11 protein-coding genes are annotated in these 15,511 nt (G+C 72.2%); 3 read left to right on the forward strand and 8 right to left on the reverse strand.

Annotation, left to right across the window (positions count from 1 at the left end):
* The first annotated feature begins 175 nt into the window (after positions 1–175).
* Positions 176–1,078: an aminoglycoside phosphotransferase family protein gene (locus ACFYWQ_RS28425; RefSeq protein ID WP_389520145.1), complete on the forward strand. Its 903-nt coding sequence runs from the start codon at positions 176–178 to the stop codon at positions 1,076–1,078.
* Positions 1,079–1,385: 307 nt separating this feature from the next.
* Here the strand turns inward: ACFYWQ_RS28425 and ACFYWQ_RS28430 are convergent, their stop codons facing one another.
* The 7 genes from ACFYWQ_RS28430 to ACFYWQ_RS28460 all read right to left on the reverse strand — a co-directional run bounded on the left by ACFYWQ_RS28430 (position 1,386) and on the right by ACFYWQ_RS28460 (position 11,123).
* Positions 1,386–3,089, reverse strand: a complete 1,704-nt coding sequence (locus ACFYWQ_RS28430; RefSeq protein ID WP_389520147.1) for a proline--tRNA ligase — start codon at positions 3,087–3,089, stop codon at positions 1,386–1,388.
* 108 nt (positions 3,090–3,197) lie between these two features.
* Positions 3,198–3,734, reverse strand: a complete 537-nt coding sequence (locus tag ACFYWQ_RS28435; RefSeq protein ID WP_389520149.1) for a GNAT family N-acetyltransferase — start codon at positions 3,732–3,734, stop codon at positions 3,198–3,200.
* Positions 3,735–3,817: 83 nt separating this feature from the next.
* The gene (locus tag ACFYWQ_RS28440) at positions 3,818–4,666 is read right to left on the reverse strand and encodes a GNAT family N-acetyltransferase (RefSeq protein WP_389520151.1); all 849 of its coding nucleotides are present in this window, start codon (positions 4,664–4,666) and stop codon (positions 3,818–3,820) included.
* Positions 4,667–4,951: 285 nt separating this feature from the next.
* The gene (gene ispG / locus ACFYWQ_RS28445; RefSeq protein ID WP_389520152.1) at positions 4,952–6,109 is read right to left on the reverse strand and encodes a flavodoxin-dependent (E)-4-hydroxy-3-methylbut-2-enyl-diphosphate synthase; all 1,158 of its coding nucleotides are present in this window, start codon (positions 6,107–6,109) and stop codon (positions 4,952–4,954) included.
* Between the two features lie 192 nt (positions 6,110–6,301).
* Positions 6,302–7,594, reverse strand: coding sequence for a M50 family metallopeptidase (locus ACFYWQ_RS28450; RefSeq protein WP_389520567.1), 1,293 nt, complete (start codon positions 7,592–7,594; stop codon positions 6,302–6,304).
* Positions 7,595–7,605: 11 nt separating this feature from the next.
* The gene (dxr, locus tag ACFYWQ_RS28455) at positions 7,606–8,865 is read right to left on the reverse strand and encodes a 1-deoxy-D-xylulose-5-phosphate reductoisomerase (protein WP_389520154.1); all 1,260 of its coding nucleotides are present in this window, start codon (positions 8,863–8,865) and stop codon (positions 7,606–7,608) included.
* Positions 8,866–9,170: 305 nt separating this feature from the next.
* Positions 9,171–11,123, reverse strand: a complete 1,953-nt coding sequence (locus ACFYWQ_RS28460) for an acyl-CoA dehydrogenase family protein (RefSeq protein ID WP_389520156.1) — start codon at positions 11,121–11,123, stop codon at positions 9,171–9,173.
* Positions 11,124–11,558: 435 nt separating this feature from the next.
* Here ACFYWQ_RS28460 and ACFYWQ_RS28465 point away from each other — a divergent pair, with 435 nt between their 5' ends.
* Positions 11,559–12,572: a LacI family DNA-binding transcriptional regulator gene (locus ACFYWQ_RS28465; RefSeq protein WP_389520157.1), complete on the forward strand. Its 1,014-nt coding sequence runs from the start codon at positions 11,559–11,561 to the stop codon at positions 12,570–12,572.
* A gap of 85 nt (positions 12,573–12,657) precedes the next feature.
* Positions 12,658–14,721: a TIM-barrel domain-containing protein gene (locus ACFYWQ_RS28470; protein ID WP_389520158.1), complete on the forward strand. Its 2,064-nt coding sequence runs from the start codon at positions 12,658–12,660 to the stop codon at positions 14,719–14,721.
* Positions 14,722–14,773: 52 nt separating this feature from the next.
* Here the strand turns inward: ACFYWQ_RS28470 and ACFYWQ_RS28475 are convergent, their stop codons facing one another.
* Positions 14,774–15,487, reverse strand: a complete 714-nt coding sequence (locus ACFYWQ_RS28475; protein WP_389520160.1) for a hypothetical protein — start codon at positions 15,485–15,487, stop codon at positions 14,774–14,776.
* Positions 15,488–15,511: the final 24 nt, after the last annotated feature.

A 15,511-nucleotide genomic window follows, 5' to 3' on the forward strand; every position in this document is an offset into this window, starting at 1 on the left:
AGCCGTCAGGACACGTCAGAGGCGGCCAAGGCCATGAAGGTCGTGAAGGCGGCGGACGGGGGCACAGGCGCCCCGGCGGGGCCTACGGCGGGCCGACGGCCGTGGCGGAGCGGACCAGGACGGGACCAGGACGGGACCAGGGCGGGACCAGGAGCAGGGAAGGGACGGATCGCGCATGGCTTTCGAACCGCCGCGGCGTCTGGTCAGGGCGCTCGGTGAGACGGCACCGGACGGTGACGACTGGCTGGAGAAACTGCCGGAGGCGGCCCGACAGGCCGTCTCTCTACGCGGGTTGACCGTCGAGCGGGTGCAGGTGCCGGGTGGGCGCAGCAGTCTGGTGGTGCTGGTGCGGTGCGCCGACGGGACCCCGGCCGTGCTGAAGCTGGCCCCGCCCCGTTCCCGGCCCGAGGCCGAGCGGGCGGCGCTCGCGCACTGGGGCGGCCTGGGGGCCGTACTGCTGCTGGAGGGGCCGGTGACGGAGGGGGTGCTGCTGCTGGAGCGGCTGCACCCCGATGTGTCGGTGCGGTCGCTGCCGGAGGCCAAGGCGTTGCTGGAGGCGGCGGGCACGCTGCGACGGCTGTGGGTCGAGCCGCCCGGCGACGACGCCGGGCGGGTGTTCGAGACGGTGGCCGAGCGCACCGGGCGGCAGGCGGAGGCGATGCGGGCGAGTGCCGACGCCGAGGTGGTCCCGCTGGTCGACGCGGCGCTCACGGCGCGTGCGGAGCTGCTCGCCGCGCCGCCCGAGCACCGGTTGCTGCACGGCACGTTCCGGCAGAGCAAGGTGCTGTCCGGTGAGCGGATGCCGTGGCTGGCCGTGGGACCGGATCCGGTGGTCGGCGAGTGCGCCTTCGACCTGGCCCGGCTGGTGCGGGACCGGGTGGAGGACCTGATCGCCTCGCCGTCCGGGGCGGCGACCACCCGGCGGCGCGTGAAACGGCTCGCGGAGTCGCTGGAGGTGGACCAGGAACGGCTGCGCGGCTGGACCCTGTTCCGCGCGGTGGAGTCCGGTCTGCGGGCCCGCCGGGTGGGCCGGACCCGCGACGCGGAACTGCTGCTGGAGTTCGCCGGCTGGCTGTAGGTGGAGCGGCGGCGCGGGTGCCGACGTGAGAGCGGCGCGGATGGCCCGGTCCGGCACTCCGGCCGCTCCCGTCCTCGCGCCCACCCCCGGTCCAGTGCCCAGGCCCGCTCTGGCACCCAGGCCGGCACGCGAGGGCAGCCGCCGTACCGGACCCGGGGCGGGCGCGAGGGCGGCCAGAGCGTCGGGCCCGGGGCGGGCGCGAGGGCGGCCGGAGCGTCGGGCCCGGGGCGGGCGCGAGGGCGGCCGGAGTGTCGGGCCCGGGGCGGGGTGCCGTGGGGGCACCCCGCGTGCCGGGGGGGTTCGTCCGTCAGGCGGTGAGGCGGGCGAGGGCCTCGTCCACCGTCAGTTCCTCGCGCTCGCCGGTGCGGCGGTCCTTCAGCTCCAGGACGCCCTCGGCCGAGCGGCGGCCCGCGACGAGGATCTTCGGTACGCCGATCAGCTCGGAGTCGGTGAACTTGACGCCCGGGGAGACACCGGCCCGGTCGTCGACCAGGACGCGCAGACCGGCCGCCCGCAGCTTCTCGGAGACGTCGAGGGCGAGTTCGGTCTGGAGGGCCTTGCCGGCGGCGACGACGTGCACGTCGGCCGGGGCGACCTCGGCGGGCCAGCACAGGCCCTTGTCGTCGGCGGTCTGCTCGGCGAGGGCGGCGACGGCGCGGGAGACGCCGATGCCGTAGGAGCCCATGGTGACGCGGACCGGCTTGCCGTTCTGGCCGAGGACGTCCAGCTTGAGGGCGTCGGCGTACTTGCGGCCGAGCTGGAAGATGTGGCCGATCTCGATGGCGCGGTCCAGCTTGAGGCCGGTGCCGCAGTTCGGGCAGGGGTCGCCCTCCTGCACGACCACGACGTCGACGTACGCGTCGACCTCGAAGTCACGGCCCGCGACGACGTTCTTCGCGTGCGTGTGCTCCTTGTTGGCGCCGGTGATCCAGGCGGTGCCGGGGGCCACGCGCGGGTCGGCGATGTACGTCAGCTTCTCCTGGCGGCCCTGCGGACCGACGTAGCCGCGGACCAGGTCCGGGCGGCCCGTGAAGTCCTCGGCGGTGACCAACTCGACGGTGGCCGGGGCGAAGTGGGCCTCGACCTTGTCCAGGTCGACCTCGCGGTCGCCGGGGACGCCGACGGCGACGATCTCGCCGTCGACCTTGACGAGGAGGTTCTTCAGGGTGGCGGAGGCCGGGACGCCGAGGGAGGCGGCGAGGGTCTCGATGGTCGGGGTGTCCGGGGTCGGGATCTCCTCGAGGGCGGGCACGCCGTCGGCGTCGACCGGCTTGAGCTCGTAGGTGATCGCCTCGGTGTTGGCCGCGAAGTCGCAGTTCGGGCAGTCCGCGAAGGTGTCCTCGCCGGCGCCGGCCGGGGCGAGGAACTCCTCCGACTTGGAGCCGCCCATGGCGCCGGCGGTGGCGGCGCAGATGCGGTAGTCGAGGCCGAGGCGCTCGAACACCTTCTGGTAGGCCTGGCGGTGCAGGGCGTAGGACCGGGCGAGGCCCTCGTCCTCGGTGTCGAAGGAGTAGGAGTCCTTCATCAGGAACTCGCGGCCGCGCAGGATGCCGGCGCGGGGGCGGGCCTCGTCCCGGAACTTGGTCTGGATCTGGTAGAGGATGACCGGCAGGTCCTTGTAGGAGGACGCCTGGTCCTTCACGATCAGCGTGAAGATCTCCTCGTGGGTCGGGCCGAGGAGGTAGTCGCCGCCCTTGCGGTCGTTCAGGCGGAACAGCTCCGGGCCGTACTCGTCCCAGCGGCCGGTCGCCTCGTACGGCTCCTTCGGCAGCAGGGCGGGGAGCAGCACCTCCTGGGCGCCGATCGCGTCCATCTCCTCGCGAACGATGCGCTCCACGTTGGCGAGGACCTTCTTGCCGAGCGGGAGCCAGGTCCAGATCCCGGCCGCGGTGCGGCGCACGTAGCCGGCGCGGACGAGGAGCTTGTGGCTGAGGACCTCGGCGTCGGCGGGGTCGTCGCGCAGGGTCTTCGCCATCAACTGGGACATGCGCTGGACCGGTGCGTTCGCCATGGTTCTCGTACTCCTGCCGGATGGGGGTCCCCCGCTCGGGCGATGCCGGGAGCGGGAGATGGTGATGGCTAGGAGGTTAGCCGGGAGCCCTGGGTGGCCGGAAATCCGTCAGCCGTGCGGGCGGCGCAGCGGGAGCGGGGCGCCCATGACCGCGTACGGCCGGGGGGCGCTGGGGAAGAGGACGCGGCGGGCCAGGTCCTGGTAGCCGAGGGAGCGGTAGAGGGCCCGGGCGGGGCTCTCGGTGTCGATCGCGGAGAGGATCGAGCGGGGTTCCGTGGCGCCGTCGGTGATGGTGGTGATCAGGGCGCGGCCCGCCCCGCGGTTCTGGTGGGCGGGGTGGACGTGGAGTTCGGTGATGACGAAGGAGTCGTCGAGCCAGGCGTCGTTCCCCTGGGCGTGGAGGTAGGGCTCCACGACGGTGGACCACCAGTGGGTGCGGTCGTTGGGCATGCCGTACACGAAGCCCACGAGCGTGCCGCCGACCGTGGCGCCGAGGGCCCTCGCTCCGGGGTACGCCATGTGACGCAGGACGATCTGCCGGCGGACGGCCACTTCGTCCGGGCCCAGCCCGAAGGCGACGGCTTGGACGGCCAAGGCCTCGTCCACGTGGGCTGTGAGGTCCAAGGGGCCGATGACGAGGTCCATGACGGGAGACTACAGGGGAGGTTCCGCCGTCCGCGGGGCGCGGGCTCGTCCGACGCCGAGCGGCCGGGCCCTCTGGAACAGCACTAGAACAGCACGCTCATGAACGCGCCCGTCTCCCGGAACCCCACCCTCTGGTACGTCCTTCTGGCCGCCGTGTTGAAGTCGTTCACGTACAGGCTCACCACCGGGGCCACGTCCGCCAGGGCGTAGCGCAGGACCGCCGCCATGCCGGGGGCCGCCAGCCCTCTGCCCCGGTACTCGGGGGCCACCCACACGCCCTGGATCTGGCAGGCCTGCGGGGTCGCCGCGCCGATCTCCGCCTTGAAGACGACCCTGCCCCGGTCGTCGAGGCGGGCGAACGAGCGTCCGGAGCCGACGAGTTCGGCGACCCGGGCCTGGTAGAGCAGTCCGCCGTCGCCCGCCATCGGGGAGACGCCGACCTCCTCGGTGAACATGGCCACGCACGCCGGCATGATCGTTTCCATCTCGTCCTTGCGGATGCGGCGGACGTAGGGATCCGGGGCGATGTCGGCGGGCATGCGGTCGGTGACCATGAGGGGCTGGCGGGTGCGGACCTCGCGGGCCGGGCCCCAGTGGGGTTCGAGCAGCCGCCACAGCTGGGCGGTGGGTTCGGCGGGGCCGACGACGGAGGAGCAGCGGCGGCCGGCCCGGCGGGCGCGCTCGGCGAAGGCGCGGACGGCGCGGGGGGTGGCGCAGATGGGGACCAGGTTGGCGCCGGCGTAGCACAGGGAGGTCAGCATGCCGTCCTCGTACCAGCCCCACATCTCGCCGCCCAGCCGCCACGGGTCCAGGCCGGCGACCTGCACACGGGAGGTCACGAAGGCGTTCGCGACCGGCTCGCGGTCGAGGACGGCGAGCGCGGCGTCCAGGTCGCTCGGTTCGAGGACCCGGGAGGTGGTCTGCGTCAACACGTGCGGGGCCTCACACTGGGGGCTGCCTGATCTCCGCACTGTACCTGCGGAAGCTGGGCAGTGCGCCCTGCGGTTCGGCTCCCGGGCCTGGGGGCCGTCGGGCGCCGGACCGTCGCCGGGGGCTGCCTGTCCCCGGGCCCCCGCTTCGGCCCTGAAGGGGCCTCGTCCTCGGACGCCGGACGGGCTGGACGGCCTGACCGGCGCTCGAAGGGTGAGGGTCCCCTCTTCGGACGCCGGGCGGGCCGGGTTGCCCGGCCGGCGCTCGAAGGGTGAGGGCCTGGCTGGTCAGCCCGCGACCGACACCGACGGTTCGCCGGAGGTGATGCCGTCCGCCTCCATCTGCTCGGCCAGCTTCATGGCCTCCTCGATGAGGGTCTCGACGATCTTGGACTCGGGGACGGTCTTGATGACCTCGCCCTTGACGAAGATCTGGCCCTTGCCGTTGCCGGAGGCGACGCCGAGGTCGGCCTCGCGGGCCTCGCCGGGGCCGTTCACCACACAGCCCATGACGGCCACCCGCAGCGGGACCTCCATGCCGGTCAGGCCCGCGGTGACCTCCTCGGCCAGCTTGTAGACGTCGACCTGGGCGCGGCCGCAGGACGGACAGGAGACGATCTCCAGACCGCGCTGCTTGAGGTTGAGGGACTCCAGGATCTGGAGGCCGACCTTGACCTCCTCGGCGGGCGGCGCGGACAGCGAGACGCGGATGGTGTCGCCGATGCCCTGGGAGAGGAGCGCGCCGAAGGCGACGGCCGACTTGATCGTGCCCTGGAAGGCGGGGCCCGCCTCGGTGACGCCGAGGTGGAGGGGGTAGTCGCAGGCGGCGGCGAGCTGCCGGTAGGCCTCGATCATCACGACCGGGTCGTTGTGCTTGACGGAGATCTTGATGTCCCGGAAGTCGTGCTCCTCGAAGAGGGACGCCTCCCACAGGGCGGACTCGACGAGCGCCTCGGGGGTCGCCTTGCCGTACTTCTGGAGCAGGCGCCGGTCCAGCGAACCGGCGTTGACGCCGATACGGATCGGGGTGCCGTGCTCCTTCGCCGCCTTCGCGATCTCCTTGACCTTGTCGTCGAACTGCTTGATGTTGCCGGGGTTGACCCGCACCGCCGCGCAGCCCGCCTCGATCGCCGCGAAGACGTACTTCGGCTGGAAGTGGATGTCGGCGATGACCGGGATCTGCGACTTGCGGGCGATCGTCGACAGGGCGTCGGCGTCGTCCTGCGTGGGGCACGCCACCCGCACGATCTGGCAGCCCGACGCGGTCAGCTCGGCGATCTGCTGGAGCGTGGCACCGATGTCCGACGTACGGGTCGTCGTCATCGACTGCACGGACACCGGGGCGTCCCCGCCGACCGCCACCGAGCCGACCTGGATCTGCCGGCTCTTCCGGCGCTCGGCGAGCTTGGTCGGAACGGACGGCATGCCGAGAGAAATCGCAGTCATCTGCTGTGCAACCCCAAGTCGTGGATCAAGGTCCGGTCCCGTGAGCAGCGGGCTCCGGCCTCCGAGATTACGGCACGGGCACTGGCCGGAGCACATCCCGCCGGTCAAACCCACTCGATGGGAGACCGCCGGGGCCGGGACGGCGGACGGCCGGGCACCCCAGGGTGCCCGGCCGTCTCGAACGGTGGGTGGCTAGGAGATTCTGACGGGGTTAACCACGTCCGCGATCAGTACGAGGATCGTGAAGCAGACGAAGACCCCGGCGACCACGTACGCCACCGGCATCAGCTTCGCCACGTCGAACGGGCCCGGGTCCGGACGGCGCAGCACCTTCGCGAGGTGGCGCCGCAGGGATTCCCAGAGCGCGCCCGCGATGTGGCCGCCGTCGAGCGGCAGCAGCGGCAGCATGTTGAACAGGAACAGGGACAGGTTGAAGCCCGCGACCAGCATCAACGCCATGGCCAGCTGCTGGGTGGGCGGGATGTCCAGGGTGAAGATCTCGCCGCCGACACGGGCCGCGCCGACCACGCCCATGGGCGAGTCCGGCTCGCGGGGGGCGCCGTCGAAGGCCGCGTTCCACAGGGCCGGGATCTTGCCGGGCAGGGCGGCGATGGAGTCGACGGCCTCGCCGATGCGGTCGCCCATCCAGGTCACGGACTCCCCGAAGTCCTGCCGGACGATGCCGGTGGCCGCGCTGAAGCCGAGGAAGCCGGCGGTGACGTACTCGCCCTGCACGATCTGGCCGTCGGCGTCCTTCTTCGCCACCTGGTTGGTGGCGATCGTCGCCTGGAGGGTGAGGTCCTCGCCGTCGCGGGAGACGACGACGGGGACGGTCTTGTCGGGGTTGGCGCGGATGAGGTCGGACAGCTCGTTCCAGTCGTCCGTGCGGACGCCGTCGAAGGAGACGATCTTGTCGCCGGCCTTCAGGCCCGCGGCCGCGGCCGGGGACGCCGGGTCCTTGGCGGTGCAGTCGTCGCGGTTCTCGCTCTGCTTGATGACGCACTGGGAGACGGAGCTGACCGTGGTGGTCTGCTGGGAGATGCCGAAGCCCATCAGGACGGTGAGGAACAGTGCCACCGCGAGGACCAGGTTCATGAACGGGCCCGCGAACATCACGATGACCCGCTTCCACGGCTTGCGCGTGTAGAAGAGGCGGTTCTCGTCGCCCGGCCGGAGCTCCTCGAACGCGGCGGAGCGGGCGTCCTCGATCATGCCGCGCCAGGGCGAGGTGGAGCGGGCGGTGATCCGGCCGTCGTCGCCGGGCGGGAACATGCCGATCATGCGGATGTAGCCGCCGAAGGGGATGGCCTTGACGCCGTACTCGGTCTCGCCCTTGCGGCGCGAGAACAGGGTCGGGCCGAAGCCGACCATGTACTGCGGCACGCGGATGCCGAAGAGCTTGGCCGTGGACAGATGCCCCAGCTCGTGCCAGGCGATCGAGAACAGCAGGCCGACCGCGAAGACGACTATGCCGAGGATCATCATCAAGGACGTCATCAACGCGCCTCCGCGGTCGTCGTCTGTGCTGTCAGTTCCCGGGACCGGGCCCGTGCCCAGGTCTCCGCTTCGAGGACGTCCGACACGGTCAGTGAAGTTCCCGTGACCGGCGTGCCGTGCTCCTCGACCACCCGTGTCACCGTCTCCATGATCCCGTTGAACGGCAGCGCGCCGCGGCGGAACGCCTCCACGCACTCCTCGTTGGCGGCATTGAACACCGCCGGGGCCGTCCCCGCGAGCTCCCCCACGTGCCGGGCGAGGCCGACCGAGGGAAAGGCCTCGCCGTCGAGCGGGAAGAACTCCCACGTCGACGCCTTGCTCCAGTCGAAGGCGGGCGCCGCGTCGGGCACCCGCTCGGGCCAGCCCAGGCCGATGGCGATGGGCCCGCGCATGTCGGGGGGCGTCGCCTGCGCCAGGGTCGATCCGTCCGTGAACTCAACCATCGAGTGGACATACGACTGGGGGTGCACGACGACCTCAATGCGGTCGAAGGGAATGTCGTAGAGCAGGTGCGCCTCGATCACCTCCAGGCCCTTGTTGACGAGGGTCGCGGAGTTGATCGTGATCACCGGGCCCATGGCCCAGGTGGGGTGGGCGAGGGCGTCCTCGACGGTGACGTGCGCCAGCTCTTCCCTCGTCCGGCCGCGGAAGGGGCCGCCGGAGGCGGTGACGACGAGCTTGCGCACGTCGGCGCGGGTGCCGGCGGCGAGGGCCTGGAAGAGGGCCGCGTGCTCGGAGTCGACCGGGATGATCTGACCGGGCTTGGCGAGCGCCTTGACCAGCGGGCCGCCGACGATGAGCGACTCCTTGTTGGCGAGCGCGAGGGTGCGGCCCGCCTCCAGGGCGGCGAGGGTCGGGGCGAGGCCGATGGAGCCGGTGATGCCGTTCAGGACGGTGTGGCAGTCGGAGGCGGCCAGCAGGGTGGCCGCCTCGGGTCCGGCGAGGATCTCGGGCAGCGGCTCGCCGGTGCCGTACTCCGAGGCGAGCGCCTCGCGCAGGGCCGGGACGACGTCCTCGCGGGCCACGGCGACGGTCCGTACCCGCAGCCGGCGGGCCTGCTCGGCGAGGAGCGCGACCCGGCCGCCGTGGGCGGACAGGCCGGTCACCCGGAAGCGGTGCGGGTTGCGCAGCACGAGGTCGACGGCCTGGGTGCCGATCGATCCGGTGGAGCCGAGGATCACCACGTCCTTGGGGCCGTCGCCCGCGACGGGGTCGTGGACGAGGTGCGGGTCGGCGAGTGGGGCTGGACTGTCGCTCATTCCCCCATTGTGGCCGGAACGGCTGTGCCGGTGGACAGGGTGTCCCCCGGGAAGGTGCGGCGCCCACCCGCGCCGACCGGCGCACGGGGCGCGCACAGGTGCGGGAGGGGGAGCGCGGGGTGCGGGGTGCGGGGTGCGGGGCGTGCGGGGCGGACTCCCGTCCCCGGGGGCGGGAGTCCGTCGCCGGACGCGGGTCCGGGGGCGCCGTTCGGCAGTCCGGACCCACACGGCCGAAAGGCACCCCCGGACCCGGAACCCCACCACCGGACACGGCCCGGGAGGCGCCGTGGTGTCGTGCGGTCGGGTCACCTGATCGGGCGGTGGACGTTCTCCCGGGTGCTGGGGCCGGGGGTCGCGTCGGCGATCCACGGACCGTCGCCCGAGGGGTCGACGACGCCCTGTTCCAGCCACTCGTACGTCCCGGCGAGGACGCCCTCGACGACCTTGCGGTCCAGGTCGTCGGTGTTGTCCCACAGGCGGGTGAAGAGGGCGTCCACCCGCAGCCGGGCCTGCCGGCAGAAGGCGTCGGCGAGCTGGTAGGCCTCGCGGCCGTGCTCGCCGCGGGAGCGCAGCAGCTCGGCGCGCACACAGGCCGCGCTCATCGCGAAGAGCTCCGCGCCGATGTCGACGATCCGGCCGAGGAAGCCCTGCTTGGTCTCCATCCGGCCCTGCCAGCGGGACATGGCGTAGAAGGTGGAGCGGGCGAGCTTGCGGGCATGGCGCTCGACGAAGCGCAGGTGCGGGGAGAGGTCGACGCCGTGCCTGAACTCGGCGTACGAGGTCGGCAGCTGTCCCGGTCCGGCGACCAGCCTGGGCAGCCACTTGGCGTAGAAGACTCCCGCGCTCGCGCCCGCCCTGGCCTTGTCCGGGAGGCTCTTGTCGGGGTCGATGAGGTCGCCGGCGACGGAGAGGTGGGCGTCGACGGCCTCGCGGGCGATCAGCAGGTGCATGATCTCCGTGGAGCCCTCGAAGATGCGGTTGATGCGCAGGTCGCGCAGGAGCTGCTCGGCGGGGACCGCGCGCTCGCCGCGGGCGGCGAGGGACTCGGCGGTCTCGAAGCCGCGGCCGCCGCGGATCTGGACCAGCTCGTCGGCGATCAGACAGGCCATCTCGGAGCCGTAGAGCTTGGCGAGGGCGGCTTCGATGCGGATGTCGTTGCGGTCCTCGTCGGCCATCTGGGAGGAGAGGTCGACGACGGCCTCCAGGGCGAAGGTGGTGGCCGCGATGAAGCTGATCTTGGAGCCGACGGCCTCGTGGAGGGCGACCGGCTTGCCCCACTGCTCGCGGACGGCCGACCACTCGCGGGCGATCTTCAGGGACCACTTCCCGGCGCCGACGCACATCGCGGGCAGGGAGAGCCGGCCGGTGTTGAGCGTCGTCAGGGCGATCTTGAGCCCGGCGCCCTCGGGGCCGATGCGGTGGGCGGCGGGGACGCGGACCCGGTGGAAGCGGGTGACGCCGTTCTCCAGGCCGCGCAGGCCCATGAAGGCGTTGCGGTGCTCGACGGTGACGCCCTCGGAGGCGGTCTCGACGACGAAGGCGGTGATGCCGCCCCGGTGTCCCTCGGCCTTCGGCACCCGGGCCATGACGACCAGGAGGTCGGCGACGACGCCGTTGGTCGTCCACAGCTTGACCCCGTCGAGGACGTAGTCGTCGCCGTCCGGGACCGCGGTGGTGGCCAGGCGGGCGGGGTCCGAGCCGACGTCGGGCTCGGTCAGCAGGAAGGCCGAGATGTCGGTGCGGGCGCAGCGCGGCAGGAAGAGGTCCTTCTGCTCCTGGGTGCCGAACATCTTCAGCGGCTGCGGTACGCCGATCGACTGGTGGGCGGAGAGCAGCGCGCCGAGCGCCGGGTTCGCGGAACCGACCAGGGCGAGGGCCTTGTTGTAGTAGACCTGCGTCAGGCCGAGGCCGCCGTACTTGGGCTCGATCTTCATGCCGAGGGCGCCGAGCTCCTTGAGGCCGTTGACGGTCTCGTCGGGTATGCGGGCCTCGCGTTCGATGCGGGCCGAGTCGACCTGCGTCTCGCAGAAGTCGCGCAGTTTGGCGAGGAAGGCCTCGCCGCGCCGGGCGGCCTCGTCGGCCGGCAGGGGGTGGGGGTGGATGAGGTCGAGCCGGAAGCGGCCGAGGAACAGTTCCTTGGCGAAGCTGGGCTTGCGCCAGTGCTGTTCCCGCGCGGCCTCCGCCACCTGGCGGGCCTCACGTTCGGTGACGGTGGGCCGGGACGGAGACGGGGAGGGGGTGGAGGGTGGTGCGGACATGAGGCTCACCTCGCCGCGAATCGGGATCAGGGACCTTTTTGGTTACCGACGGGTGCTACTCGATCGTTGGTACCCGATCCGGGGCAACCCCACCACCCCTCGCGCGCCGTCCGGTCGCCGGTGACCGTTCGGCGCCCGGTCGCGCGGGCGGCTCCTCGCAGGTGCTTCGCGTCCCGGCGGACGGGTGCGCGGGTGTTGCCCGAGGCGGCCGTCCGGGGGACCGTTCGGGTAGCGCGCTCCCCCGTCGGCGGGCGGTCGGCGGGGCAGTCGGCGGGCGGTCCGCTCCGCCGTTCCCGAACAGCCCGCAGATTGCTGTCGAAGCGCTTCGACAACCTATGGACACCCACCCCCGCTGAAGCTACTGTCGAACCACCCTCACCCGCCCCTGTTCGCAATGCGCACTGTCGAAGCGCTTCACAAAGCTTGGAGAGCTGGATGGTCACCCTCGCCGAGGTCGCCCAGCACGCCGGAGTCTCGGCGAGCACGGTGAGCTATGTCCTCAGCGGCAAGCGGTCCATCTCCGCGACCACCCGGCAGCGGGTCGAGCAGAGCATCCGCGTCCTCGGCTACCACCCCAACGCGGGCGCCCGCGCCCTGGCCAGCAACAGGTCCAACATCATCGCGCTGATGATCCCGCTGCGCACCGACATGTACGTGCCGGTGATGATGGAGATCGCCATCGCGGTCGCCACCACGGCCCGCACGCACGGCTACGACGTCCTGCTGCTGACCGGCGAGGAGGGCCCCGACGCCGTCCGCCGGGTCACCGGCAGCGGGCTCGCCGACGCGATGATCCTGATGGACGTCCAGCTCGACGACGAGCGGCTGCCGCTGCTGCGGGGCACCGACCAGCCGTCCGTCCTGATCGGACTGCCCGCCGACACCACCGGACTGACCTGCGTCGATCTGGACTGGAGCGCGACGGGCGCGCTGAGCGTCGAGCACCTGGCGACGCTCGGCCACCGCGACATCGCCGTCATCGGCGAGGCGCCCGCGGTCTACGAGCGGCACACCGGCTTCGCCGAGCGCACCCTCGACGGACTGCGGTCCCGTGCGCGGGAGCTGGGGCTGCGGCTGCTGCACCGGCCCTGCGAGGGCGGGTACGACGCGATGGCCGTGACCGTCGCCCGCATCCTCGACGAACGCCCCGGCACGACCGGCTTCGTCGTCCAGAACGAGTCGGCGGTCGAGCCGCTGCTCGCGCTGCTGCGCCAGCAGGGCCGGGCCGTGCCCGAGGACGTGTCGGTGGTCGCGATCTGCCCCGAGCAGGTCGCCGTCCAGGCCTCGGTGCGGCTGACGTCGGTCGCCATCCCCGCACCCGACATGGGACGGCACGCCGTGGAACACCTCGTCGCCAAGCTCGACGGCCGGGGCGAGGACGACGTGGTGCTGCTGGCACCCGCGTTGACGGTCCGGGCGAGCACCGGCCCGGCGCCGGCCGCCTCCTGACGAACCCCCTTCACCCGTACTGCCCCCCGCTCCGGCGCGGGGCGGCCCTTGTCTGCACTCCTCCAGGAGCCAGGGAGCACCCCACGTGAATCAGCCTGCCGAAAACCAGTCCGGTCTCAGCACCGTGAGCCTCGCGCAGTCCTCCCCCACCGTCGGCACCTTCCGTGAGCGGGACGGTGCCCTGGAGTGGAGCGGCCGTCAGGAGACCCTGCGCATCGAGCCGTGGGGTCCGGACGCGGTCCGGGTCCGGGCGCGGCTCGGCGGTCCCGTCCTCGACGGACTGCCGGGGGCGCTGCTCGCGGACGCCCCGCCGGCCACCGCCACCGTCAAGATCGAGGACGGCCGGGGCCGGCTGACCGTCGGTGCCCTCACCGTCGAGGTGGACGCCGAGGGCACGGTCCGCTTCCTGCGCACGGACGACCTCGGTGAGCTGCTCGCCGAGGAGCGCGCCCACTTCTGGTGGCCCGGCCCGCGCCTGTACACGGCGGTCGGCAACGGCCACCACCGGCTGGAGCAGCGGTTCGCCGCCTACGACGACGAGAAGCTGTACGGCCTGGGCCAGCACCAGCACGGGCGGCTGGACCAGAAGGGACTGGTCCTCGACCTGATCCAGCGCAACGCCGAGGTCGGCATCCCGGTGCTCACCTCCAGCCGCGGCTACACCCTGCTGTGGAACAACCCGGCGATCGGCCGGGTGGAGCTGGCCGGCAACGGCACGCGCTGGGTGGCGGACTCGGCCCGCCAGATCGACTACTGGATCACGGCGGGCGCCCCGGCCGAGGCGCAGCGCCGCTACAGCGCGGTGACCGGCCGCACGCCGATGCTGCCGGAGTGGGCGGCGGGCTTCTGGCAGTGCAAGCTGCGCTACCGCACGCAGGACGAACTCCTCGCCGTGGCCCGGGAGTACAAGCGGCGGGGGCTGCCGCTCGACGTGATCGTCTGCGACTTCTTCCACTGGACGCACCTGGGCGAGTGGAAGTTCGACCCGAAGGAGTGGCCGGACCCGGCCGCGATGGTCCGCGAGCTGGACGAGCTGGGCGTGAAGCTGGTGGTGAGCGTCTGGCCGTCGGTGTCGCCGCTGAGCGAGAACCACCCGGTGATGGAGCAGCGCGGCTACTTCATCGGCACCCAGTACGGGCCGCTGGCGCACGCCGACTGGCCGGACAAGGAGGTCGCGTCGACGGTCCAGGTGGCCTTCTACGACGCCACCAACCCCGAGGCCCGTGATTTCGTGTGGTCGCGCGTCCGCGACAACTACCTGGCCCCGTACGGCATCAAGGCGTTCTGGCTGGACGCCTGCGAGCCCGAGCTGAAGCCGGGCTTCCAGGAGAACCTGCGCTACTGGGCGGGTCCGGGCCTGGAGGTCGGCAACCTCTACCCGGCCGACAACTCCCGCACCTTCTACGAGGGTCTGCGCGCGTCCGGCGAGGACGAGATCATCACCCTCAACCGGTCGGCGTGGGCGGGCAGCCAGCGCTACGGCGCCGCCCTGTGGTCCGGTGACATCGGCACCGACTTCGCGACCCTGCGCCGCCAGATCGCGGCCGGTCTCAACACCGCGCTGTCGGGCATCCCGTGGTGGAACACCGACATCGGCGGCTTCCACGGCGGTGACCCGGACGACCCGGCCTACCGCGAGGTGATGGTCCGCTGGTTCCAGTTCGGCGCGCTGTCGCCGCTGATGCGCCTGCACGGCTTCCGCGACCCGGGCATGCCGCTGGGCCCGGAGATGACCGGCGGCCCGAACGAGGTGTGGTCCTACGGCGAGGAGGCCGGGGCGATCCTGGAGCGCTACCTGCGGCTGCGGGAGCGGCTCAAGCCGTACGTGCTGGACGTCATGCGGGAGGCGCACGAGGAGGGCCTGCCGGTGATGCGGCCGCTGTTCCTGGAGTTCCCCGACGACCCGGTGGCCTGGACGGTGGACGACGCCTACCTCTTCGGCCGGGACCTGCTGGTCGCCCCGGTGCTGGCGGCGGGCGCCACGGACCGCGCGGTGTACCTGCCGGCGGGCGCGTGGTGGACGGACGCGTGGACGGGTGAGACGTACGAGGGCGGTGCGGCCGTGACGGTCGACGCCCCGCTGGACCGGATCCCGCTGTTCCTGCGGGACGGGGCGCGGCTGCCGGTGGCGGAGGAGCCGGGCCGGTGAGACGGGTGCGGCCGGTCCCCCCGGGGAGGGACCGGCCGCACCGTGCGCCGGATCAGCTGCTGCTGACCGTCAGGTTGTTGGTGACGAAGTCCAGGCCGCCGGACGACGAGGTGATCTCGTAGCCGAACTGCACGTCACCGATGGTCTCGTTGCCGAACCAGCCCTTGGTGTCCTTGATCCACGTCAGGATCGGCAGGATGTTCACCGTGCCGGAGCTGGAGTCGGAGGTGCGCAGGAACGAGTAGACCTCGTTGGCGCCGTTGTTGCCCTTGTAGACGGTCCAGGTGTGGCCGCCGAGGGTGACGTTGCCCTGCGAGGTGCCGAGCGGGCCGACCGCGCCGTTGTAGTTGACCCAGAGCATGATCTCGTAGTCGTAGTCCGTGTCCCAGATGTCGTACGACGTGTTGTACGCGCCCGAGGACGGGACCGTGACGTTGTAGCTGCTGGTGAGCGAGGCGATGGAGGTGATCGTCTTGTTGATCACCTTCTTGCTGTTGGGGTACGACTTGATGCCGCCGGTGTCGGGGTGGTCGGCCCAGACGCCCCAGTTGGTGCCGGAGTTGGCCCAGGTGCACTGGCTGCCGGCGCCGGAGCCCCAGATGTTGTTGTAGAGCGTGTAGCCGTTCAGGGTCGTGTTGCCCCACTGGTCGCAGGTGCTCCAGACCGCGGCGGAGGCGGGGGCGGAGGCGAGGCCGACGGTGGCGCCGAGCGCCAGGGCGGGGGCCAGCAGGACCTTGGCGAGCCTGCTCAGGGTGCGTGTTGCCATGGTGTCCCTTCCATGGGTGGGGGG

The sequence above is a fragment of the Streptomyces sp. NPDC003247 genome, from assembly GCF_042888135.1.
In the GTDB taxonomy this organism is placed as follows: Bacteria; Actinomycetota; Actinomycetes; order Streptomycetales; family Streptomycetaceae; genus Streptomyces.